Below are 22,428 nucleotides of genomic sequence, written 5' to 3'. Positions count from 1 at the left end.
TCTCTGAAACCACAGGCGCTTGGCGCAGTTTGTGCTTTGACTTAGAGGTCAACAAATAACGACGCAAGATAGCGTCACAGGGAGCCGGCATGCTGGAAAAGCTGTTTCAACTCAAAGCACACAACACCAATGTGCGCACCGAGATTCTCGCGGGTATCACTACGTTCCTGGCCATGGCCTACATCCTGTTCGTGAACCCGAGCATCCTCGGCGAGACCGGCATGGACAAGGGCGCGGTGTTTGTCGCCACCTGCCTGGCCGCCGCCATCGGCTCCACCGTGATGGGCCTGATCGCCAACTACCCGATTGCCCTCGCACCGGGCATGGGCCTCAACGCCTTCTTTACCTACACCGTAGTCCTGCACATGGGCCATACCTGGCAGGTGGCGTTGGGTGCGGTATTCATTTCGGCGGTGCTGTTCTTCCTGCTGTCGATCTTCCGTATCCGCGAGTGGATCATCAACAGCATCCCCCTGCCCCTGCGTTCGGCAATTGCCGCCGGTATTGGCCTGTTCCTGGCGCTGATCGCCCTGCACAACGCCGGTATCGTAGTCGCCAACCCGGCCACCCTGGTGGGCCTGGGCGACCTGAAGCAACCCGCGCCGATCCTCGCCACCCTCGGTTTCGTGCTGATCGTCGCGCTGGAAGCCCTTGCGGTACGTGGCGCCGTGTTGATCGGCATCCTGGCGGTGACGATTGTCTCGATCCTGTTGGGCGTCACCCCGTTCGGCGGCGTAACTTCGATGCCACCGTCCCTCGCCCCGACCTTCCTGCAGCTGGATATCAAGGGCGCCCTGGATATCGGCCTGGTCAGCGTGATCTTCGCCTTCCTGTTCGTCGACCTGTTCGATAACTCCGGCACCCTTATCGGCGTCGCCAAGCGGGCCGGCCTGATGGGCAAGGACGGCCATATGCCGAAAATGGGCCGTGCGCTGATCGCCGACAGCACCGCCGCCATGGCCGGCTCCTTGCTGGGCACCTCGACCACCACCAGCTATATCGAATCCGCTGCGGGCGTGAGCGCTGGTGGTCGCACCGGCTTGACCGCCATCGTGGTTGCGATCCTGTTCCTGCTGGCGCTGTTCTTCTCACCTCTGGCGGCCAGCGTACCGGCCTTCGCCACCGCGCCAGCGCTGCTGTTCGTTGCAGTATTGATGACCTCTGGCCTGGCCGAAATCGACTGGGATGACATTACTGTTGCAGCGCCGGTGGTGATCACAGCCCTGGCGATGCCCTTCACTTACTCCATCGCCAACGGCATCGCCTTCGGTTTCATCGCCTGGACCGCCATCAAGCTGCTTTCGGGCCGCTACCGTGAGCTGAATCCGGCACTGGTGATCCTGTCGATTCTGTTTGTGATCAAGCTGGGCTGGTTCAACGCATGATTTTTGACGCCGCAACCTACACCGTTCAACTGCAAGACAAGGTCACGCGCCTGCGTGACCTGCTGGCACCCTTCGACGCGCCGGAGCCTCAGGTTTTCGACTCGCCCTTGCAGAACTTCCGCCTGCGCGCGGAGTTCCGCCTGTGGCGCGAAGGAGGCGAGCGCCACTACGCGATGTTTTCCCAGGACGACAAGCGCACGCCGATCCTGATCGAAGCATTTCCTATCGCCAGCCAGCGTATCAACCACCTGATGCCGCAACTCAAGGCTGCCTGGCAAGCCAGCGCTGCCCTGAGCCACAAGCTGTTCCAGGTGGAGTTCCTTACCACCCTGGCCGGCGACGCGATGATCACCCTGTGTTATCACCGCCCCCTGGACGAACATTGGCACACCGCCGCGAACAAGCTGGCGGCGGAGCTGAACGTGAGCATCATCGGCCGCTCCAAGGGCAAGCGCGATGTGATCGGCCAGGACTACGTGGTGGAAAAACTCGATGTCGGTGGCCGCACCTTCAGCTACCGCCAACCCGAAGGCGCCTTCACCCAGCCCAACGGCACGGTGAACCAGAAGATGCTCAACTGGGCCTATGAAGCCCTGGGCGATCGCCCGGACGATCTGCTGGAGCTGTATTGCGGCAACGGCAACTTCACCCTGCCGTTGGCCACCCGCGTGCGTAACGTGCTGGCCACCGAGATCAGCAAGACCTCGGTGAATGCAGCCTTGAGCAACCTTGATGAAAACGCGGTAGGGAATGTCACGCTGGTGCGCCTCTCCGCCGAGGAACTCACCCAAGCCCTGAATGAAGTGCGTCCGTTCCGCCGCCTGCACGGCATCGACCTGAAAAGCTATGAGTTCGGTAGCGTCTTCGTCGACCCGCCCCGCGCCGGCATGGACCCGGACACCTGCGAACTGACCCGGCGCTTCGACAACATCCTGTACATCTCATGCAACCCGGAGACGTTGGCGGCGAACATCGCGCAACTGCACGACACGCACCGGATTACCCAATGTGCGATGTTTGACCAGTTCCCGTGGACGCACCATATGGAGTCGGGTGTGTTGCTGACCCGCCGATAATTGCTCAAGACACTGAGATCCAACTGTGGGAGGGGGGCTTGCTCCCTCCCACATGGGTTATTCATGTGTCTGAGGTATCCGGTGTTTGCTTGCGCGGCCGCCCGCCCTTCTTGCCATTGGCGCGGGCGGCGGCGGATTTGGCCGCGCTGCTTTTGCGACCATTGCGCGATGCCACCAGGCTGGTTGCCAGTTCCATCAGCGGTTGGCTTGTGGCGATCAGGCCGGTGATCGAAACATCCAGGTCCTGAGCCTCACAGCTGATCGCTTTGCCACCGAAAGTCACCTCCAACTGCTGGAAATCTTTCTCTGAAAAGCCTTCGAACTCCGGCAGGCCAGCCACCGGCAACATGATGCGGCTGCCGTCGCTGAAGCCAATGGAGAGACAGTCGTTTTCATAACGTACGTTGCTGGCGTTGGCGTACAGGCGTTTCAACCTGCGCCCTCGGGCGATTGCCTTATCAACGTCAGCTTCAGTGAGAGGTACATAAGGTTTGACCTTAGCTTTTACGATCTTCATAAATTAATCCCCACGCAATCTGGCGCTCTTACCAGATTCAAAATTGTCCGTTGCTCGACAACGTCGTGCCGTGCGCTTGCGATGACGTAGACACCCGGTCGAATGACCACCCCTGGAACCAATTCACCTGCGTCCCAATTCCGGGAATGATTCTCCAGGCAAACCGTTTGCAGTTTTTCCCACCAGATCCTGCGTGCCCGCGCCAGGTAGTGCCGCTGCATGATCGCCCCGCGTATGTCATTCAGAACCGCTATGGGTGGCCGCCTCCGTTCAGGCTCTACATCCCACAACTCAACGTCTCCATCCAAAAAACTGAAACGAAACCGCGCATCCCACTCCTTGCCCCTGACATGTACATGGGGTGGACAATGCTCATCCCTGACAAACACCGAAATCACGTAGCCTTTGTAGGCACCTACTCTCATCGTAACCCATCCGTTAGGTTATTTTCCGCCAGGTAACAATTTCCCTCTGCCACCCGACAACCGGCTCCCTATTCCCGAAGCTGTTTCACAGATTAGTAACCACAAAAAACCCGGCGAATGCCGGGTTGTAACCACTCATGCCGACGGCTGGAAATACCCGGCCAGCGCTCGCAAATCCTGCTCGCTCAGCAACCCCGCGTAATACTTCAACTGAATGCGCGCCAGCAGGTAGGCATGCCGCGCATTGGCCAGGTCGCGGCGGGCGGTGAAGAGTTGTTGTTCGGCATCAAGCACGTCGAGGTTGACCCGTTCGCCGCCACTGACGCTTTTCTTCGTGGCGGTCACCAGCGCTGTCGCGGAACTCACCGCCATTTCATAGGCCCGCACCTTCGCCTCGCCGCTGGTATTGAGGTTGAATTGCTTGCGCAATTCCACCAGCGTGGCGGCGGTTTGCGCGTCGAGCTCGTATTGGGCCTGGGACAGCTGGTTGGCCGCCTGGCGCGTGGAAGCCGAGACCGAGCCGCCCGCAAACAGCGGTAGGCTGACCTGGATGCCGACGCTGTTGGTGTCGTACTTCTGGTTGTAGCTGCTTTCTGAGTCGGAGCTGGTCTGGCGGCTGCTGGCGTACAGGCTGACCTTAGGCAAGTGCCCGGCGCGCTTGCGTTCCACTTCATAAGAAGCCACGTCCAGTGCGTGGTGCTGGGACTTGAGTTCAGGGTTGTTGGCCATGGCCAGTTCACGCCAGGTTTCGAAGCGATTCGGTTCCAGCGGTGCAATATCGAATTGGCGGGCCAGGGGCGCCAGCGCTTCGATCTGCAGCGGCTGGCCGACAATGGCCTCCAGCTCGCGCAAGGCGCTGTCCTGGGCATCCAGGGACTCGATTTCCTCGGCCTGGGCCAGGCTCAGGCGCGCCTGGGTTTCGAGCACATCGGTGCGCGTGCCTTCACCGCCTTTGAGCAGGCGATCATTGAGTTGCAGACGTTCGGCATAGGCGCGTTTCTGCGCTCGGCTCAACTCGATGCGCTCCTGGGCCAGCAACGCCTGGCTGTAGGCGCCCAGCACCCGCACCGCCAGTTCCTGGCTCTTGCCGCGAAAGCGCTCATCAGCCATCAGCGCCTGGGCCGTGCCTTGGCGAAAGCGTGCGTAGGCTTCGTAATCCAGCAGCGGTTGCTGCAAGGTCAGGGTCGAGGCGTAGCTGCGATAGTTACGGTCGCTGGTGACATTGCCGAGCGCGGTGCTCTGGGTCACTTCCGATTCATTGCGCGAATTGTTGTAATTCCAAGACAGGTTCGGCAGCAGGGCCGCCCGCCCGATCACGCGGTTTTCTTCACCGGCTTCACGCTCCTGGATCGCGGCCTGAAAAGTTGGATCATTGCGCAGGGCCAAGTCATAAACGTCCAACAAACCCAAGGCCTGCGCGGCCGATGTACAGCTGAAACAGAGGGTGAACAGCAACGCCTTCATTCTTCCACCAGGGCCATATGGGTGCGGTCCAGCAAGGGCTTGAACAGGTAGTTGAGCATCGAGCGCTCGCCCGTCTTGACGAAGGCTTCCACCGGCATGCCCGGGCGGATCTGCACGCCGTCCAGTTGCTGCATGCCGGCCGCACTGACCTGGGCCCGCAACGTGTAGTACGGCTCGTCGGTGCGCTCATCGACCTGACGGTCGGCGGACACCAGCGTGACTTCACCCGCCACCCGTGGCGTAGTGGACTGGTTGAACGCCGAAAACATCAATTCCACCGGCAACCCGGGGTGCACCTTGTCGATCATCTGCACCGGCACCCGTGCTTCCACCAGCAGCGGCTCGCCCTGGGGCACGATGTCCATCAGGGCCTGGCCGGGCTTGATCACGCCGCCCTCGGTGTACACCTCCAGCCCCACCACCACGCCGGATGCCGGTGCGCGTACCAGGCTGTTGGCCAGTTCAAACTCAGCCGAGGCCAGGCGATTGCGCAGGTCGTCGCTGCGAGTGCGGGTCTCGGCCAACTGGCCGCGCAAGTCTTTCTGGAAGTCTTCACCGAGCTGGCGGATGCGCAAACGCAATTCCAGCACCTGGCGCTGCATCTGGCCGATGCGTCCAGCATCCTCGGCGATAGCGCCATCGATTTGCGCGTACAACCGCTCGCTGTCAAGCAGGCGATTGCGTGGGATGTAGCCGTCGCGCGCCAACTCACGCAGGCCCTGCAGTTGTTCATTCAACGCCGCCCGCTGTTGCACTTTGCTTGCCTGGGAATCCCGCGTACCGCGCATTTGCGCCTCAAAGCCGGCGATGGTTTCGCGCAGGCCCGCCTGTTCGGTGGCCAGTGCCTGGGCACGGCTTTCGAACAGCCGGCGTTGCAGACTCAGGGTGGAGGCGGCTTCAGGATCGGCCAGCAGCTCAGGTGCAAACTCGATGGCCGGCAAACCTTCGCTTTCTGCACTCAAGCGCGCCTCGCTGGCCAGGGACGCCAGGTATTGGCTGCGCAGCGACTGCATCTGCCCGCGTAACGGAGTTTCCTTCAAGCGCAACAACACTTGGCCGGCACTGACCCGGTCACCGTCACGCACCTCGATACGCTCGACGATCCCGCCCGCCGGGTGCTGCACCGTCTTGCGATGGCCCGAGACCATGACCTTGCCCGGTACGGCCACGCCCTTGTCCAACGGTGCCAATGCTGCCCAGCCGAGGAACCCCGCAAAGCCCCCGAGCACCAGCCACCAGCCCAGGCGCGAGTATTTCTGGTCATCCAGCGCCAGCACGTTGTGCGGCTGTTCACTGACCCATGCGGGTTTACTCTGGCTCATGCGTGTTTCCCTTCACCGAGGCGGTAGCTCATGCTCATGGTCGATACCGGCTTGCTCGCCAAAGGTTTCTGCCGCGCTTCCAATACCCGCGCCGTCGGGCCAAAGGCCTGCATCTGGCCGTCCTTGAGGATCAGCAACTGGTCGGTCAGGCTCAGCACGTTGGGCTTGTGGGTAATCAGGATCAGGGTGCGGCGCTGTTGCTTGAGCTGGGCGATGGCTTGCAGCAGCGCCTGCTCGCCCACTTCGTCGAGATTGGCGTTGGGCTCATCCAGCACAATCAGCGCCGGCAGGCCGTACAGCGCACGCGCCAGGGCGACGCGTTGTTTTTGCCCACCGGACAAACCCGCTCCGCCTTCGCCCAGCAGGGTGTCGTAGCCTTGGGGCAGTTGCAGGATCAGCTCATGCACGCCGGCCATTTGTGCCGCAGCGAGGACTTTGTCGGCTTCCACCGTTTCAAAGCGCGCGATGTTTTGCGCGATGCTGCCGGCGAACAAATGGATGTCCTGGGGCAAGTAACCGATATGCGGACCCAGTTGCTGCTTGTCCCACAGGGCCAGGTCGGCGCCATCGAGGCGCACCTTGCCGGCCATCGGTGCCCAGGCGCCCACCAGCACCCGGGCCAAGGTCGACTTGCCGCAGCCCGACGGGCCGATAACACCGAGTACGTCACCCGCTGGCAGGCTGAAACCCAGGTTGGCCAGCGCCGGCCGGCGGCTGCCAGGGGCGCAGGCGCTGATCTGTTCCACGCTCACCTGGCCCATGGGCACCGGCAGGCTCATGCGTACCGGGCGTGCCGGGTTATCCTGGAGCATCAGCGACAAGCGTTCATAGGCTAGGCGCGCCGAACTCCATTGCTTCCACACGCCGATCAACTGGTCGATGGGGCTGAGCACCCGGCCCATCAGGATCGACCCGGCAATCATCATCCCCGGGGTGATGTCGCCGTTGACCGCCAACCAGGCGCCCAAACCCAGTACCAGGGATTGCAGGGCCAGGCGTACGCCCTTGGACCAGGCGGTAACCACGGCAGTCTTTTCACTGGCCAGGTTCTGCTGCGCCAGAAATGCCTGGTGTTGGCTGAACCAGCGCCCGCGCAAGGTCGCGAGCATGCCCATGGCTTCGATGGTGTCGGCATTGCGCAGGTTGGCTGTGGCCTGCTGGCTGGCGCTGATCGACAGTTGGCTGGCCAGGGCCATTGGCGCCTGGCTGACATGATGGTTGGCCCAGGCCAAGGCAATCAACAGCAGCGCACCGCCCAGCGCCAGCAGGCCCAGCCAGGGGTGGAACAGGAAGATCACCAACAGGTACACCGGAAACCATGGCGCATCGAAAAAGGCGAACAACGCCTGGCCGGTGGCGAACTGGCGCAAGGTGGTCAGATCGTGCAGTGCCTGGCCCGCGGCCTGGGTGCCGCCCTTGAGCTGCGCTTCATAGGCGGCGTCGAAGACACGCTGGTTCAAGCGCATGTCCATCTGCGTGCCGAGGCGAATCACCACCTGACTGCGCACCCACTCCAGCGCCCCCATCAAGCCGAACAGGCCGAGGATCATCAGCGTCAGCATCAGCAGCGTCATCTGGTTGCCCGAGGCCAATACCCGGTCATACACCTGCAACATATACAGCGCCGGAGCCAGCATCAGCAGGTTGATCACCGCCGAGAACAGGCCGATGTTGAAGAAGGCACTTTTATAGGCCGTCAGTGCAGCCAGCATCTCATTCGTGCGCTTGGCACCGGGCCGAGTCATGGTGGTTGTTCCATTGAAGAGTCGAGCAAGGGCCCGCCCGGTGCGTTGACAGCACCTGCGGCGTGCCCACTGGATTCGCAAGGCCGATGAAGGCGTGATCCTCCACCGGCTTTTATGCATCAGGCGGCCATGGCGAAGTCTTGAGGCGCGTCCTGAATGCCGACCAGACCCACATCGGCTGCGGCGAATGCAGCCGAGTCCTGATGTGCCACACCGGCCGCGGCCAGTTGATCGAAGGTGGAATTGACCGACAGGCTTGGGTCGATGCCCTTGAGCAAGGTATCGATGGCCGAAGCCAATGCCGAACTGTCACCGCTCATCAGGCCGTACACGATTTTGTGCACCTGGCCGTCACGGCCTTCGGACTGCAGGCTCGACAGGCCCAGGTTGGTGAAGCTGACTTCCTGGTTGGCGATGCTGTAGCCACCGCTGCTTGCGCCACCGGCCAGGGTGTCGCCCAGGGTCAGAGCGTCGAGCGAACCCCACAGCGTGTGAGTCGGCGGATTGAACAAGGTGTAATGCAGGCTGCCTTCGGCGACCACGGCGGCATCACTGACACTGCTCGAAACGCCGTATTGAGTGCCATCGAACGGTCCAGGATTGAAACCACCGGTGTTCACACCCTCTTTGACCGAACCTTCACGGTGGTTGAGATCACCGAAGTAGGCCGACCAATCGCTCAGATACTGGGCAACGGTGCTAGCGGCGTAGGTCGTGCTGTATGAAATAGAAATGCTCATGCAAAACTCCAAGTCATGGGGTAGTCACTCCGCAGCAAGCCAGTGCCTGCTGTGGTTTTGCCCGTCACTGGGCAAAAGCGGTCAGAACTGATATTCAACGGTGCCCTGCAAGGTGCGCCCGCGCCCCAGGGTGAAGGCCAGCACATCGCCCAACGGCACCAGGTAGGCGCGGTCGGTGACGTTTTCCATGGCCAGACGCAGGGTCAACTGGTCGGTGGCGCGATAGCTGCCGTACAGGTCGTAGACGGTGTACGGCTTCCAGTCGGCGGGGTAGACGCCGGTTTGCGAAGTGGTCACCCCGGCGCCGCCTTTGACGTAATAACCGGCGCTGTAGCGGGCGCGGACGCCCACATCCAGCTTGCGTTCGAAGAACCGTGCGCCCAGGGTCGCGGTGCCGCGGTCCATGGGCATGTGTTCGGAGGAGCCCAGGATCGCGCTGCAGCCCACGCCGGCATTGGCCGCGTCGTCCGGCACCATCGCGTCCACCGGCGCACGGTTGCCCGGGCGTTTCTGGGTCTTGGTCACGCCGCCGAGCCAGGCGGTCTTGCTACAGAATTTGTTGCTGCCGAGCATGCGCGTGTAGTTGAACTGGCCGTAGGCAAACCCGGCGTCGTAATCGAGCTGGTATTCGAGACCACGAAAACGTGTGGTCTCCAGGTTGTTCACATACGCTGCACTGCCGATATTGACGTTGCCATAACCGGGCGGCTGTACGCCCAGGGCCATATAGGAAAAATCATCGACCCGGGTGTTGAAGTAGGACACCTTCATGCCCACGCGATCCTCGGCGAACAGCAGGTCTTCCCTGAGCACATTGAAGCCCACTTCCCACGCGGTGGATCGCTCCGGCTTGAGGTAGGGGTTGGGCAGAATCGACTCCGAACCACCGCCATGGGGCCGGCCGCTGACCATGGTTTCGGTCACCGCTGGCGGGCGCCAGCCCTTGCCGTAGGTGGCGAACAGTTGCAGCCAATCCACGCCTGGCTTGATCGACAGGCCGAAGGTCGGCGAGAAGCGACCTTCCTCGCGATCCACGTCGTAGTTCACCGGCACGCCGATCTGGCGGGTGGTGCCGATGATGAACGTGCGGGTGTTCAAGCCGGTTTCGCCGCGCAGCCGATAGCGGTCATAACGCAAGCCGGCGTTGAGGTTCAGCCAACCGTCGTAGTCGAAATCCAGGCGCCCGAACACGCTGCCCATCGCACGGTCGCCCTTGGGCGTGATGCTTTCGGCTGCCGAGGCCTTCACCGCAGAGCCAGCTTCCACGGCCTGATTGGAATCCGGCCGTACCTTGTCGTAGAAAAACTCCAGCCCATAGTTGGCCTTGAGTGCGGCCAGTTCCGTCAGAGCAAAGGTCGAAATGTTCTGCGCCTGCAAGCCGTAGGTATTGGTTTGATAGGTGACGTCGTAAGCCTTGTTGATACCCCGGGCCAGGGTGGATTGCTCATTGCGGGTGTCTACGTAGTAGAGCTTGGCCTTGAAGTCGATCAGCGGGTTGTCCGGCGCATAGCTGTAATCCAGCGCAACGTTCTGTGCCCTGACGTCGCTGCTGCCGAGCTTTTCCCATAACTGCGCCTTTTCGGCGGTCATCATGTTGACGTCGTCGTAGTCGACGTCGGTGGCCAGGTAACTCAGTTGCAAACGCTGCTCAGACGGCAGGTTCAGCCCCAGCTTGAGCAGGCGCGAACGCATCACCGAACCCGAATAGGCCACGGTGGTGTTCTTGATGCGCTCTTCACTGGCCGGCATGAACGCCGCGCCGGTACGCAACTCGCCAATGCTGCCCTTGGTGCCAGGGTTGTAATCGCCCAGGTGACGCTCACTGGCGGCCACCAGCATGTCCCACACATCGGTGCCCACGGCAAACGCCGAGCTGCCGATGAAATGGGTACCGTTGCTGCGCCCGCCCAACCCTGAGGTGAGGCGAATGCGCCCGCCGATTTCCTTGCCGCCCTTGAGCAAGTCAGCGGCCTCCACCGTACGAAAGTTGGCCACCCCGCCAATCACGCCCGCACCGCCCTGGGTGGAGGTCGCGCCCTTTTCGATCACGACTTCGGACAACAATTGCGGGTCGACATACAACGTGCCATTGCGTTGCTGGTGACCGCTCTGCTGGTAATTCTGGCGCATGCCATCGACAGACATATTGACCCGGCCATAGTCCTGGATACCGCGGATATTCACGGACAGCCCTGGGTCTTGCTGGCTGACGGCGGAGTAGACCCCAGGCGCCTCTTCAAGCATCTCGGCGGCATGCCGAGGCGGGTTGCGGTCCAACTGTTCGCGACCGACCACGCTCACCGAGCGCGGGGTTGAATACACCCAGTCCTGCTTATGCAGGCCGGTGACTGTAGTGGTCGCCAAGGCCAGGGCACCGGCCTGTTGCTCAACCCGGTTCAAGGTGACCTGGCGCTCCCCGGTAAAGCGGTATTCAACCGGCGCGGCCCCCAGCAGGCGGCCAAGCCCTTCCTGCACGCCAAAGCTACCCTTGAGCGCGGTGCTGCTCAGGCCTTGCAGGCGTTGACTGTCGAACAGCACTTGCAGCCCGGCCTGGTCGGCGAAAGCCAACACCGCACTGCCGAGCGATTGCGCAGGGATATCGAACCGCAGCACCGCGGATTGGGCGGCACCGGCCGCAGGTTCCACGGCATGGACCGGCGCGGCGACGGCCAACACCCCCAGGTGAATGGCCAGGGCCAACCGACTGCCGGTGATACGCCCCTTGGTGAGTGCTGACATGTGTGTGATCCCTGCGCTGAGCTTTTTTGTTTATGCGAATGCTTCTCACCTAGCAAGACGTGCGAGGCGCGGGAAGTCAGTAATATTTTTTTGCAGGAGCGAGCTTGCTCGCGAAAAACGTCAACGAAAACGCGCTGCCCTCGGGTTTTCGCGAGCAAGCTCGCCCCTACAAGGGCAGCGGTTTTAAAGGGGAAAGATCAGTAGATCAGGCTGAGGCCGGCCAGATCCAGGCGTTGCACTTGGAGCTCCCGGGTCAAGGTGCCGAGGGCGGTGTCGAGCATGTCGAGGCGGAATACGCCGCTGACTTCACGCTCGCCCAACGCCGGGTTGGTCAATACCACACGCCCGGGGCGGTAACGGTTGAGTTGCTCGATAACCTTGGCCAACGGCTGCCGATCGAAGATCAACATACCGCGCCGCCAACTGGTGGCGCGATCAACATCAAGCTGATCAAGGCTGAGCACACCGTCCTGGGGGTTGTAACGCGCAGCCTGGCCTTGCTCGAGGATACGCTTGGCCGTGCCATTTTCCGGTGAAGCCTGCACTGACACCTCGACGCTGTGCTGCAACACGCCGACCCAGGCTTGACTGTCACCCTCGTGCTCGACCACAAACCGCGTGCCCAATGCCCGGGTCTGGCCCGCGGCGCTGTGCACCACGAAGGGCCGGGTCTCTTCGCCCGCCATTGGCGCCACGTCAAATACCGCTGAGCCCTGAAGCAGGCTGATGCCCCGCTGTACCCCATCGTAATCCAGGCGAATAGCACTGGCGGAATCGAGCTCCACGGTACTGCCGTCGGCCAGGTGCACCGTGCGCACTTCACCTTTGCCCGTGACGTAGTCGGCCTGCATGCGCAGCAATACATCCGGCCCGCGCATCCAGCCGGCACCCGCTACCACTGCGACCAGCGCGGCGGCGGCCACACGCTGCCACGGCCTTCGGCGCCTGGAACGGCGTACGGGGGTAGCCACTGCGGCTGGGCGCGGTCGATGCACAGGCTCGCCTATGTGCACGTCTCCCAGCGCCGCCCAGGTCTGCTCGGCAAAGCGCAAGGCCGCTTCGTGACGACTGTCGCGGGCGATCCATTGGCGCAACTCGGCCTGTTCCTGTTCGCTCAAGGCACCGGCGTGCAGGCGCACCGCCCACTCGGCCGCCTCCTCGGTAATGCTGTGCTGTTGCGGACCTTGGCTATTCACGTGTGAATCTCGAATTTTCGTTATATAGACGCTGTGACGCCTGGCCTGGCATTTTTCGGTAATTCATTCGTCGGATGGCTTCACCTCGTCTTCCTGCAGGCGCTGCATCACATACGCCAGGGCCTTGGCCAGGTGCTTTTGCACGGAACTGTCGCTGATGTCCAGGTGCTGGGCGACCTGGGCGTGGGTCATGCCTTCGATACGGTTCAAGCGGAAAATCTGCTGGGTGCGCTCCGGCAACTCTGCCAGTGCCTGCTTCAACGCCTGTCGCTGTTGCTGCGCCATTGCCTGAGCCTCCAACCCGGCCACGTCATCTTCAATCTCGGCCAGCGCCTCGTGGGGCACGGTGTCAGTCTTGCGCCGTGCCTCCTGGCGAATATGGTCGATCAGCAGATTGCTCGCCGTTCGATAGAGATAGCCCTGGGAGTTGTCGATGCGCTCGCCGGCCGGCTTTTGCGCCAGGCGCAGGAAACTCTCCTGCACCAGGTCGGCGGCCAATTGCGGGTCCCGTACCTTGCGGGCCAGATACCCGCGCAGCGTATCGGCATGCTTGAGAAACAAGCCCTTGAGATCCACGTCCGACAAACCGACTCCCTGGAATGTTAAGGAAACAGGCGGGCATCTTAAGCGTTGTCGAGAATGATTTTCAATTGATATCTAATCTGATTGCCATGTGCCGTAGCATTGATTAACGGTTCGATAATCGAACGGAACCGCTGCCGACAATTGACCAAATTAACCATCCAGTACATTTTGTCTCCACAACCAATAAGAAACTGTGGAGAACCCTCTATGCCGCCCATCGTGCTGGTGCTCAACGGCCCCAACCTCAATCTGCTTGGCACCCGCGAGCCCGCTACTTATGGCCACGAAACCCTGGCCGACATCGCCGCCCTGTGTGGTCGCAGCGCAGACAAGCTCGGGCTGAAAATCGAGTTTCGTCAGACCAACCATGAGGGCGAACTGCTCGACTGGATCCACGGTGCCCGCGCCCGCTGCGCTGGTATCGTGATAAACCCGGCAGCCTGGACCCACACCTCGGTCGCGATCCGCGATGCACTGGTGGCCAGTGAAGTGCCAGTGATCGAAGTGCATTTATCCAACGTGCATGCCCGCGAGGCTTTTCGTCATCACTCGTTTGTATCCCCTATCGCCCAGGCGGTGCTGGCCGGGTTTGGCAGCCACGGCTACCACCTGGCCCTGGAGCATTTCAGCCATACGCTGAAGGGACGCGCTTGATGAAATCACGCATTCTCGCCGGCCTGATCGGCGCCGGTATCCAGGCCTCCCGCACCCCGGCGCTGCATGAAGAGGAAGGCGACGCTCAGGGCTTGCGCTACCTGTATCGACTGATCGACCTTGAGCCGCTGCGACTGGACCTCAATGCCCTGCCCGACCTGCTGCGGGCCGCCGAATTGATGCACTTCAACGGGCTGAACATTACCTACCCGTGCAAGCAGGCGATCCTACCGTTGCTCGATGACTTATCCGACGAAGCCAGAGGCATTGGTGCAGTCAACACGGTGGTGTTCAAGGACGGTAAACGGATCGGCCACAATACCGACTGCCTGGGGTTCGCTGAAGGGTTTCGCCGCAACTTGCATGACGTCGCCCGCCGGCACGTCGTGCAGATGGGTGCCGGCGGCGCAGGGGCGGCGGTGAGCCATGCGCTGCTGGCAGAAGGTGTTGAGCACTTGACCATTTTCGATGTGGACGCCTCCCGTGCCCACGACCTTGTCGATAACCTTGCGCAGCGTTTCGGGCCCGGTCGCGCCCAGGTCGGCACTCATCTGGAAAATGCGATGGCCGAGACCGATGGGTTAGTGAATACCACGCCGATGGGCATGACCAAGCTGCCCGGGACACCGGTGCCAGCTGCGTTGTTGCGCACAGAACTGTGGGTGGCTGAGATCGTATATTTCCCACTGGAAACCGAGCTGCTGCGCGATGCCCGCGCCTTGGGCTGCCGTACCCTGGATGGCGGCAATATGGCGGTGTTTCAGGCGGTGAAGGCGTTTGAGTTGTTCTGCGGCCAAGTGCCGGACGCCGATCGAATGCTGGCGCACTTCCAGAGCATGAATGGCTGACTGCCGAAACAGAGTTCAAATGTGGGAGGGGCGGTGCGACGATTCGACTTGCTCCCGATTGCGGTGTATCAGTCAGCACATGCTTGGCTGACAGACCGCTATCGGGAGCAAGCCCCCTCCCACATTGGCCCTGCGCTGAACTCAGGCCTGCAGGTAGCGCAACACCGACTCGCAAATCATCTCCCGATGCCGCTGCTTGATCGCCTCGTCCGACAGTTCGATCTGGAAGATCTCACTGAAGGTATGCCGGTTGGATACCCGGTAAAAGCTGAACGAATTGATCAGCAGGTGCACGTCCAACGGCTCGAGCCCTTCACGAAACAACCCCAATTCGGCGCCACGGCGCAAGGTCTCACCCAGCCCCTCAAGGATCTTGCTGTTCATCGCCTTGATGGTGTCGGTGCGTTTGACGTACTCGGCGTTGTGGATATTTTCAATGCTGACGATGCGTACGAAATCCACGTTCTGGTCGTGGTGATCAAACGTGAACTCCACCAGCCGGCGAATCGCTTCACGCGGTTCCAGGGCGGTGAGGTTCATGCGGGTCTCGGTGTTGCGAATATCGCCGTAGAGCTTCTCCAGCACCTCGACGTACAACTGCTCCTTGCTGCCGAAGTAGTAATAGATCATGCGCTTGGAGGTGTGGATGCGCTCGGCGATGGCATCCACGCGGGCACCGGCCAGGCCCTGCTGAACAAACTCGACAATAGCTTCCTGGAGAATATTCTCGCGGGTCTTTTCCGGGTTGTTCTTACGACTCTTACGCGGTGCGTCTGACACCGCGGGAAGATCGGGACTCGAGGTCATGGGGCGCTCACAGCCATTGTTGTGCAGGCGCTGATTATGGGCTGCGGCGCTCGCCGAAGGAAGCACCCGGCCGGCAGTTATAAACGCGCCTGGCGCACCGCACCGCTGCGCGACTTGGCCATCGCGGCCAAACGCACTGCCACGTTGGCTGCGCCATAGCCGGCATAGCCGTTCTTGCGCTGGATGATCTCGAAGAAAAACCGCCCTTCGAACGGCTCGGTGTACACATGAAACAACTCACCGCCCTGGGAGTCGCGATCGTACAGCACGTTGTAGTACGCCAACTCGCTGAGAAACTCATCGTCAAAATCGAAGCGTGCCGCCAAGTCGTCATAATAGTTGAGCGGAATATCCAGCAACGGCACCCCGGCCTCCTTCGCCCGACGTACTTCGGCGAAAATATCCGCGCAATCGAAGGCAATGTGATGTACCCCCGAACCACGATAACTTGAAAGTGCGTGGGAAATCGCGGTGTTGCGGTTTTCGGAAATATTCAATGGCAGGCGGATCGAGCTGCAACGGCTGCGCAACGCACGGCTTTTCACCAGGCCGTACGGGTCGGGCAACACCACTTCGTCATCGGCTTCGAAATCCAGCAGGCTCTTGTAGAACAGCACCCAACTGTCGAGGCTGTCGGCCGGCAAGGCCATGGCCATATGGTCGATGCGCAGCAAGCCACCGCTGGCGACAGAGGCCGGTTGCAGGTTGAAGTCAGTATCGTAGAGCCCGCCTTCACTGGGGTCGACCAGGTAAATCAGGCTACCATCCGGCGCACGTACCGCGGCTAATTCCAGCTCGTTGGGGCCGACCAGGCCGCGATACGGCTGCCCTTTGAAGGCCACCGCCCGCTCCAGGGCCTTGGCGCTGTCTTTGACCCGAATCGCCGTGGCACACAAGGAAGGGCCATGGGCCTCGAAAAAGTTGTGGGCGAAGGAATAAGGCTCGCAATTGAGGATCAGGTTGATGTCGCCTTGGCGCAGCAGGCTTACATTCTTGGAGCGATGCTGGCCGGCCTTGGCGAAACCCAGGCGCTGCAGCCAATGGGTGAGCTTGGCGCCAAGGCTTTCATCCACGGCAAACTCCAGGAATTCGATGCCGTCGTATTCACTGGCCGCCGGGGTTTCAAACAGGATATCGACGGGCTGGGTGGGCTGCTCCTCGGCCAGGCGCTGACGGGTTTTCTCTTCCAGGTACAGCAGCGAACGCAAGCCATCCGCCGCATTCGCGCGGGTCGGCGCGGCGCGAAAGCCATCGTTGAAAATCTCCAGGGACAATGGCCCGGTGTAGCCGCTCTGGATAATCGGTGCCAGAAAACCGGCCAGGTCAAATTCGCCCTGGCCCGGGAAGCAACGGAAGTGCCGGCTCCACTCCAGCACATCCATGGCCAGGATCGGCGCATCAGCCATTTGCACAAAGAAGATCTTGTCGCCCGGGATCTGGGCGATGCCGCTCGGGTCGCCCTTGAGCGACAGCGTGTGAAAACTATCGAGCAACACACCAAGGTTCGGGTGGTCGACCTTGCGCACCAGGTTCCACACCTGCTGCCAGGTGTTCACATGCTTGCCCCAGGCCAACGCTTCATAACCAATGCGCAGGCCACGCTTGCCGGCATGTTCGGCCAGCAGGCCCAGGTCATCGAGTAAAATATTTTCGTCGCCCACACAATCGGCCGACGCATTGCTGCACACCAACACCAGGTCGGTGCCCAGTTCATGCATCAGGTCAAACTTGCGCTCGGCGCGCTCCAGGTTGCGCGCCAGGCGGTCGCGGCGGCAACCTTCGAAGTCGCGAAACGGTTGGAACAGGGTGATGGCGATGCCCAGGTCAGCGCACATCTGTCTAACTTCGCGGGGGCTGCCGTCGTAATACAACAAGTCGTTCTCGAATATTTCCACCCCATCAAACCCGGCGGCGGCAATAGCTTCGAGCTTTTCCGGCAAGGTGCCGCTCAACGAAACAGTGGCAATGGAACGTTGCATGGATGACTCCCGGCGATTGTTGTTTGTGACAAATTATTCGCCCCCAGCCTACATGCAGCAATTAAAATGTACGAACCGGTTAGTTTTTGGTGCGATTATCGAACACTATGCCCCTTTGGCGAATTGACGACTTTTTAACCACTGCGCACCATCGACCGGGCAACTCGTTCAAGTAACAAGACCCAGAACACACCATAAAAATTTCAAAAAACGGGTACGACCTCATGCCTCTGCAAAACCCAGCCCTGGCCGCGCGCCCGGGCAACCCGCACGCCGGCATCGGCGACAAGATCCGCGGCGCCCTGGCCGTGGGTAAAACGCGCTGGGGCATGCTGGCCCTGGTGTTCTTCGCCACCACTCTGAACTACATCGACCGCGCCGCCCTCGGCGTCATGCAGCCGATCCTCGCCAAGGAAATGAGCTGGACGGCGATGGACTACGCCAACATTAACTTCTGGTTTCAGGTCGGCTACGCCATTGGCTTTGTGCTGCAAGGCCGCTTGATCGACCGGGTCGGCGTCAAGCGCGTGTTCTTCTGCGCCGTGCTGTTGTGGAGCCTGGCCACTGGCGCCCACGGCCTGGCCACCTCGGCGGTGGGCTTTATGGTCTGCCGCTTTATCCTCGGGCTGACCGAAGCCGCCAACTATCCGGCTTGCGTCAAGACCACCCGCCTGTGGTTCCCCGCCGGTGAGCGTGCGGTCGCCACCGGTATCTTCAACGCCGGTACCAACGTCGGCGCGATGATGACGCCGATGCTGCTGCCGTTGATCCTGCACGTGTGGGGCTGGCAGGCAGCGTTCCTGTGCATGTCGGCACTCGGCGGCATCTGGCTGTTGTTCTGGGGGCTGAAGTACTACAACCCGGAAGACCATCCCACCGTCAAACAATCCGAACTGGACTACGTGCAACAGCAAGTCGAGCCGGAACAACCCCGCGTGCCATTCAGCCGCATCCTGCGCATGCGCGGCACCTGGGCCTTCGCCCTCGCCTACTCGCTGACCGCGCCGGTGTTCTGGTTCTACCTGTACTGGCTGCCGCCGTTCTTGAACCAGCAATACAACCTGGGCATCAACGTGACGCAAATGGGCATTCCGCTGATCATCATCTACCTGACCGCCGATTTCGGCAGCGTGGGGGGTGGGATCCTGTCATCGTTCCTGATCGGTCGTGGGATGAACTCGATCAAGGCCCGCTTGCTGTCGATGCTGCTGTTTGCCTGCTGCATCGTCGGTGTGATCATGGCGGCCGGTTCCAGCCAGCTGTGGGTCGCGGTGTTCGCCATCTCCCTGGCCATCGGCGCGCACCAAGCCTGGACCGCCAACATCTGGAGCCTGGTGATGGACTACACGCCCAAGCACATGATGAGCACGGTGTTCGGTTTCGGCGGGATGTGCGCGGCCATTGGCGGCATGTTCATGACTCAGGTCGTAGGTCACATCCTCACCGTGACCAATAACAACTACACCGTGCTGTTCACCCTGATCCCGGCGATGTACTTCATCGCGCTGGTATGGATGTACTTCATGGCGCCGCGCAAGATTCCGACGGTAGACGTCTAATCAACGCCGCCGCTGCTGCCAGGCAGCGGCCAACCCGCTCATGCAGATCACCCCGATGCCGACCACCGTGGTTGTATCGGGGGTATGACTGAACACCAGCCAGCCCAACAACCCCGCGAACACGATCTGGCAATAACCGAACGGCGCCAGCAAGGCCGGCGCCGCGAAGCGGAACGCCTGGGTGAGCATCAGATGCGCGGTCATCCCGCAAGTCCCCAGCGCCAGCATCAACACAGCGTGCCACAAGCTCGGCACCTGCCAGAAGAACGGCACCATGGCGCTCATCACCAAGGTATTGCATAACCCGGCGAAGAAGTTGCTGGTGGTGGGCGTATCGAACTTACTGAGGATGCGCGTAAGCAGCTGGTAGAAGCAGAAGAACGTCGCCGAACACAAGGGCAACAGTACCGCCGGCGTGAACAGTTCGCCGCCGGGATGAATGATCACCAGCACCCCGATAAAGCCGCAAATCACCGCCAGCCATTGACCGCGTGTGACGTGCTCACCCAGCAGCGGCACCGACAGCGCCGTCACCAGGATCGGCGCGAGAAAGTTGACCGCCGTGGCTTCCGCCAACGGGATGTAATGCAGCGCCGCGGTGAAAAACAAGCTGGTGCCCAACAGGCACAAGGCGCGCACCACCTGCATGCCCGGCCGCTTGCTGCGCAGCACACGCAAGCCCGATTGCGGCAGGAAGATCCCGGCCATCAGCAAGGTGTGCACCAGGTAGCGCGCCCACACCACCATCACGATGGGGTAGAACCCGGCCAGGTATTTGGACAAGGCGTCATGGCTGGAGAACAGGAACGTCGCCAGCACAATCAGCAGGATGCCTTTGAAGGGATGGTTGACGCCGGAAAGCGGGGTACTGACAGTCATGGAATTCTCTTGCGTGGCGAGTTCAACGCGGTAGCACTCAACCGAGTAATCTAGCAGCCGGGCATGGGTCTGCCCCGAGAGCATAACCAAACAGTGGGCGAACAGCGCACTAAATCACCGCAATCGAGTCCAACCCTGCACGCTCGCCCCGGCGTTGCACACTTTTTAATCAAGGCCTTGCCGCTATGAAAAAAATCCTCTTTGCTCTTTCTGCTGTCGCCCTGCTTGCCGCCTGCGATAAAGCCAAGGAAGCGCCCAAACCTGCGCCCCCCTCTGTACAGGCGGCCCTGGTGCCGGAAACGCCCCCGACCGATCAATGGGTTGGTAAGTGGATCGGCGTCGAAGGCTTGAACCTGACCATCGCCAAAGACGACAGCATTGGCCGCGGCCACTACCTTCTCACCATGCAATACGGCCTCGATGCCGATGCCTCCGGCACCTTCAAAGGTGAAGCCGCCGAAGACGGTATCGCCTTCACCCGCCCCGACGGCCCACACCTGTTGCGCGCCGGCGACGGTGTCACCACTGGCCTGAAATGGCTGGCGGATAAAAAAGACTGCCTGATCGTCGCCACCGGCGAAGGCTATTGCCGTTAATACCGACCATAATCACTCACGGTTAGCACACAGAGGATTGCTCCCATGCTATGGAAAAAAGGCCGACGCAGCGACAACGTGGTGGATGCCCGCGATGACAGTGGTGGTGGCGGTGGCGGCATGCGCTTTGGCGGCGGCAAGGGCCTGAGCCTGACGGCGATCGTGTTGATCGTGGGCATTGGCTGGTTGACCGGCCAGGACCCGATGCAGATCCTCGGCCAGTTGAGCGGCCAGATGGAGCAGGCACCGTCGGTCAGCACCCAGCCACGCCAGGCGCCGCCGGCCAACGACCAGCAGGCCGATTTCGTACGCGCCGTGCTGGGCGACACTGAAGACACCTGGGGCCAGGTGTTCCAGGAAAACGGCCTGGCCTACAAGAACCCGAAGCTGATCCTGTTCCGTGGCCGGGTGAACTCGGCCTGTGGCGGCGCCACCTCCGCCAGCGGCCCGTTCTATTGCCCGGCTGACCAACAGGTGTACCTGGACCTGGATTTCTTCCGGGAAATGTCCCAACGCTTCCAGGCATCCGGCGAATTCGCCCAGGCTTATGTGATCGCCCACGAAGTCGGACACCACGTGCAAACGCTGCTGGGCATCTCATCCAAGATCCAGGCAGCGCGCCAGCAAGGTCGGCAGATGCAAGGCGATGGCGGCCTGCTGGTACGCCAGGAACTGCAAGCCGACTGCTTTGCCGGGGTATGGGCCAACCGCGCACAGAAACGCCTGAACTGGCTGGAACCGGGTGATATCGAAGCGGCACTGAACGCGGCCAACGCCATTGGCGATGACCGTTTGCAGCAACAGGGCCAAGGGCGCGTAGTGCCGGACTCGTTTACCCATGGTACCTCGGCCCAGCGCGTGCGCTGGTTCAAGACCGGCTTCGCCCAGGGTCAGATCTCTCAATGCGATACCTTCGCGGCCAAGAGTCTCTAAATGATCAAACGATTGGGGTTGCTGCTGGGTGTGTTCGTGTCCTGCTGCACCCTGGCGGCCGAACACGGCGTTAAGGTGGTCAGCCCCGATCGCTTTCATCTGGAGGCCGGCGACCTCAGCCTCGGCGTGAGCCAGGACTGGCGCCAGCCGCTGCCCAAGGTCACGCGTGCGCTGATCATCGTGCATGGCCGCCTGCGCAATGCGCAGACCTACCTGCAAAGCGGCATCGACGCCGCCACCCATGCCGGGGTTGGCGGCACTACGCTGGTGATCGCGCCGCAGTTTCTGAATCAATCGGACGTGAAGCGTAACCATCTGGGCAATCAGGTATTGCGTTGGAAGGGCAACGACTGGATGGCTGGCGAAGCTTCCACCGCGCCTGGGCAGGTCAGTTCTTATGGCGTTCTGGACCAGATCATCAAGCACCTGGGCAACCGCAAGCTGTTCCCGGCGCTGAAAGAAATCGTGATCGCCGGGCATTCCGGTGGCGGCCAAGTCGTCCAACGCTTCGCCCTCACCGGCCATGACCACCCGTTGCTGAAAACCGAAGGCATCAGCCTGCGGTACGTGGCGGCCAACCCATCGTCCTACGCCTACTTCAGCCCGCAGCGGCCGGTGCCGTTCGATACGGCCAGTTGCCCAAGCTTCAACGACTGGAAATACGGCATGCAAAACCTGCCGGATTACGTGGGTGAGCGAGGCGCCCAGCAACTGGAACAGGCCTACGTTTCACGCGACATCACTTATCTGTTGGGCCAGCAAGACACCGACCCCAACCACCCGGCATTGGATAAAGGCTGCGAGGCCGAAACCCAGGGTGCGTATAGGCTGATTCGTGGGCACAACTACTTTGACTACCTCAAACTGCGCCATCCGCAGTTGAGTCACAAGCTGGTGGAAGTGCCGGGGGTGGGGCATGACGGGGATAAGATGTTTACTTCGCCAGAGGGAGAAAAGGTGCTGTTTGCCCAGTAGCACC

20 protein-coding genes are annotated in these 22,428 nt (G+C 61.3%); 8 read left to right on the top strand and 12 right to left on the bottom strand.

What is annotated here, in order from left to right:
* Nucleotides 1-89 precede the first annotated feature (89 nt).
* Together NMB39_RS03890 and trmA are read left to right on the top strand one after the other, a co-directional pair.
* Complete coding sequence (locus NMB39_RS03890) at nt 90-1,385, top strand: NCS2 family permease (RefSeq protein WP_034117796.1); 1,296 nt, start codon at nt 90-92, stop codon at nt 1,383-1,385.
* Nucleotides 1,382-2,461: a tRNA (uridine(54)-C5)-methyltransferase TrmA gene (trmA, locus tag NMB39_RS03885; protein ID WP_367235778.1), complete on the top strand. Its 1,080-nt coding sequence runs from the start codon at nt 1,382-1,384 to the stop codon at nt 2,459-2,461. Before NMB39_RS03890 ends, trmA begins: the two co-directional genes overlap by 4 nt.
* A 61-nt stretch (nt 2,462-2,522) precedes the next feature.
* On the opposite strand, the gene NMB39_RS03880 is transcribed toward trmA, so the two are convergent.
* From NMB39_RS03880 to NMB39_RS03840, 9 genes are all read right to left on the bottom strand, one after another.
* Nucleotides 2,523-2,978 (bottom strand): DUF2442 domain-containing protein, encoded by a 456-nt coding sequence (locus tag NMB39_RS03880; RefSeq protein WP_057024501.1) that lies wholly within the window; start codon nt 2,976-2,978, stop codon nt 2,523-2,525.
* Nucleotides 2,975-3,403: a DUF4160 domain-containing protein gene (locus NMB39_RS03875; protein WP_367235777.1), complete on the bottom strand. Its 429-nt coding sequence runs from the start codon at nt 3,401-3,403 to the stop codon at nt 2,975-2,977. Before NMB39_RS03875 ends, NMB39_RS03880 begins: the two co-directional genes overlap by 4 nt.
* A 135-nt stretch (nt 3,404-3,538) precedes the next feature.
* The gene (locus NMB39_RS03870) at nt 3,539-4,867 is read right to left on the bottom strand and encodes a TolC family outer membrane protein (protein WP_306956469.1); all 1,329 of its coding nucleotides are present in this window, start codon (nt 4,865-4,867) and stop codon (nt 3,539-3,541) included.
* A complete protein-coding gene (locus tag NMB39_RS03865; RefSeq protein WP_367235776.1) occupies nt 4,864-6,189 on the bottom strand; it encodes an HlyD family type I secretion periplasmic adaptor subunit in 1,326 nt (441 codons plus the stop codon). The genes NMB39_RS03870 and NMB39_RS03865 overlap by 4 nt, the downstream gene beginning before the upstream one ends.
* Entirely contained in the window at nt 6,186-7,934 is a 1,749-nt protein-coding gene (locus NMB39_RS03860; RefSeq protein WP_367235775.1) for a type I secretion system permease/ATPase, read from the bottom strand. The genes NMB39_RS03865 and NMB39_RS03860 overlap by 4 nt, the downstream gene beginning before the upstream one ends.
* A gap of 119 nt (nt 7,935-8,053) precedes the next feature.
* Nucleotides 8,054-8,674: a heme acquisition protein HasA gene (locus NMB39_RS03855; RefSeq protein ID WP_043048484.1), complete on the bottom strand. Its 621-nt coding sequence runs from the start codon at nt 8,672-8,674 to the stop codon at nt 8,054-8,056.
* 81 nt (nt 8,675-8,755) lie between these two features.
* Nucleotides 8,756-11,413, bottom strand: a complete 2,658-nt coding sequence (locus tag NMB39_RS03850; protein WP_198719110.1) for a TonB-dependent receptor — start codon at nt 11,411-11,413, stop codon at nt 8,756-8,758.
* Between the two features lie 197 nt (nt 11,414-11,610).
* Nucleotides 11,611-12,609 carry a FecR family protein gene (locus tag NMB39_RS03845; protein ID WP_494339620.1) on the bottom strand — a complete coding sequence of 333 codons (999 nt, stop codon included), beginning with the start codon at nt 12,607-12,609 and terminating at the stop codon, nt 11,611-11,613.
* A gap of 63 nt (nt 12,610-12,672) precedes the next feature.
* Complete coding sequence (locus NMB39_RS03840; protein ID WP_057024494.1) at nt 12,673-13,194, bottom strand: RNA polymerase sigma factor; 522 nt, start codon at nt 13,192-13,194, stop codon at nt 12,673-12,675.
* A 207-nt stretch (nt 13,195-13,401) separates the two neighbouring features.
* Here NMB39_RS03840 and aroQ point away from each other — a divergent pair, with 207 nt between their 5' ends.
* A complete protein-coding gene (gene aroQ, locus NMB39_RS03835; RefSeq protein WP_043048490.1) occupies nt 13,402-13,848 on the top strand; it encodes a type II 3-dehydroquinate dehydratase in 447 nt (148 codons plus the stop codon).
* Entirely contained in the window at nt 13,848-14,696 is an 849-nt protein-coding gene (locus tag NMB39_RS03830) for a shikimate dehydrogenase (protein ID WP_494339621.1), read from the top strand. Before aroQ ends, NMB39_RS03830 begins: the two co-directional genes overlap by 1 nt.
* A gap of 141 nt (nt 14,697-14,837) precedes the next feature.
* Here NMB39_RS03830 and NMB39_RS03825 read toward each other — a convergent pair whose 3' ends face one another.
* A complete protein-coding gene (locus NMB39_RS03825; protein ID WP_057012831.1) occupies nt 14,838-15,503 on the bottom strand; it encodes a TetR/AcrR family transcriptional regulator in 666 nt (221 codons plus the stop codon).
* A gap of 77 nt (nt 15,504-15,580) precedes the next feature.
* The gene (quiC, locus tag NMB39_RS03820) at nt 15,581-17,482 is read right to left on the bottom strand and encodes a 3-dehydroshikimate dehydratase QuiC (RefSeq protein WP_367235771.1); all 1,902 of its coding nucleotides are present in this window, start codon (nt 17,480-17,482) and stop codon (nt 15,581-15,583) included.
* 224 nt (nt 17,483-17,706) lie between these two features.
* On the opposite strand from quiC, the gene NMB39_RS03815 reads away from it, so the two are divergent.
* On the top strand, nt 17,707-19,041 hold the full coding sequence (locus NMB39_RS03815; RefSeq protein ID WP_057024491.1) for an MFS transporter: 1,335 nt from the start codon (nt 17,707-17,709) through the stop codon (nt 19,039-19,041).
* On the opposite strand, the gene NMB39_RS03810 is transcribed toward NMB39_RS03815, so the two are convergent.
* Entirely contained in the window at nt 19,042-19,920 is an 879-nt protein-coding gene (locus NMB39_RS03810; protein ID WP_057012834.1) for a DMT family transporter, read from the bottom strand.
* Nucleotides 19,921-20,105: 185 nt separating this feature from the next.
* Here NMB39_RS03810 and NMB39_RS03805 point away from each other — a divergent pair, with 185 nt between their 5' ends.
* From NMB39_RS03805 to NMB39_RS03795, 3 genes are read left to right on the top strand one after another with little or no spacing between them, the layout of a single operon-like run.
* A complete protein-coding gene (locus tag NMB39_RS03805; RefSeq protein ID WP_057024490.1) occupies nt 20,106-20,516 on the top strand; it encodes a lipoprotein in 411 nt (136 codons plus the stop codon).
* A 45-nt stretch (nt 20,517-20,561) separates the two neighbouring features.
* Nucleotides 20,562-21,449: a KPN_02809 family neutral zinc metallopeptidase gene (gene ypfJ, locus NMB39_RS03800; RefSeq protein ID WP_057024489.1), complete on the top strand. Its 888-nt coding sequence runs from the start codon at nt 20,562-20,564 to the stop codon at nt 21,447-21,449.
* Nucleotides 21,450-22,424 carry a hypothetical protein gene (locus NMB39_RS03795; protein WP_057024488.1) on the top strand — a complete coding sequence of 325 codons (975 nt, stop codon included), beginning with the start codon at nt 21,450-21,452 and terminating at the stop codon, nt 22,422-22,424.
* The last annotated feature ends 4 nt before the right edge of the window (nt 22,425-22,428 follow it).

The organism is Pseudomonas sp. FBCC-B545, from assembly GCF_059134095.1.
The sequence above is the reverse complement of the archived record's forward strand: the minus strand, read 5'-3'. Positions and strand labels throughout refer to the sequence as shown.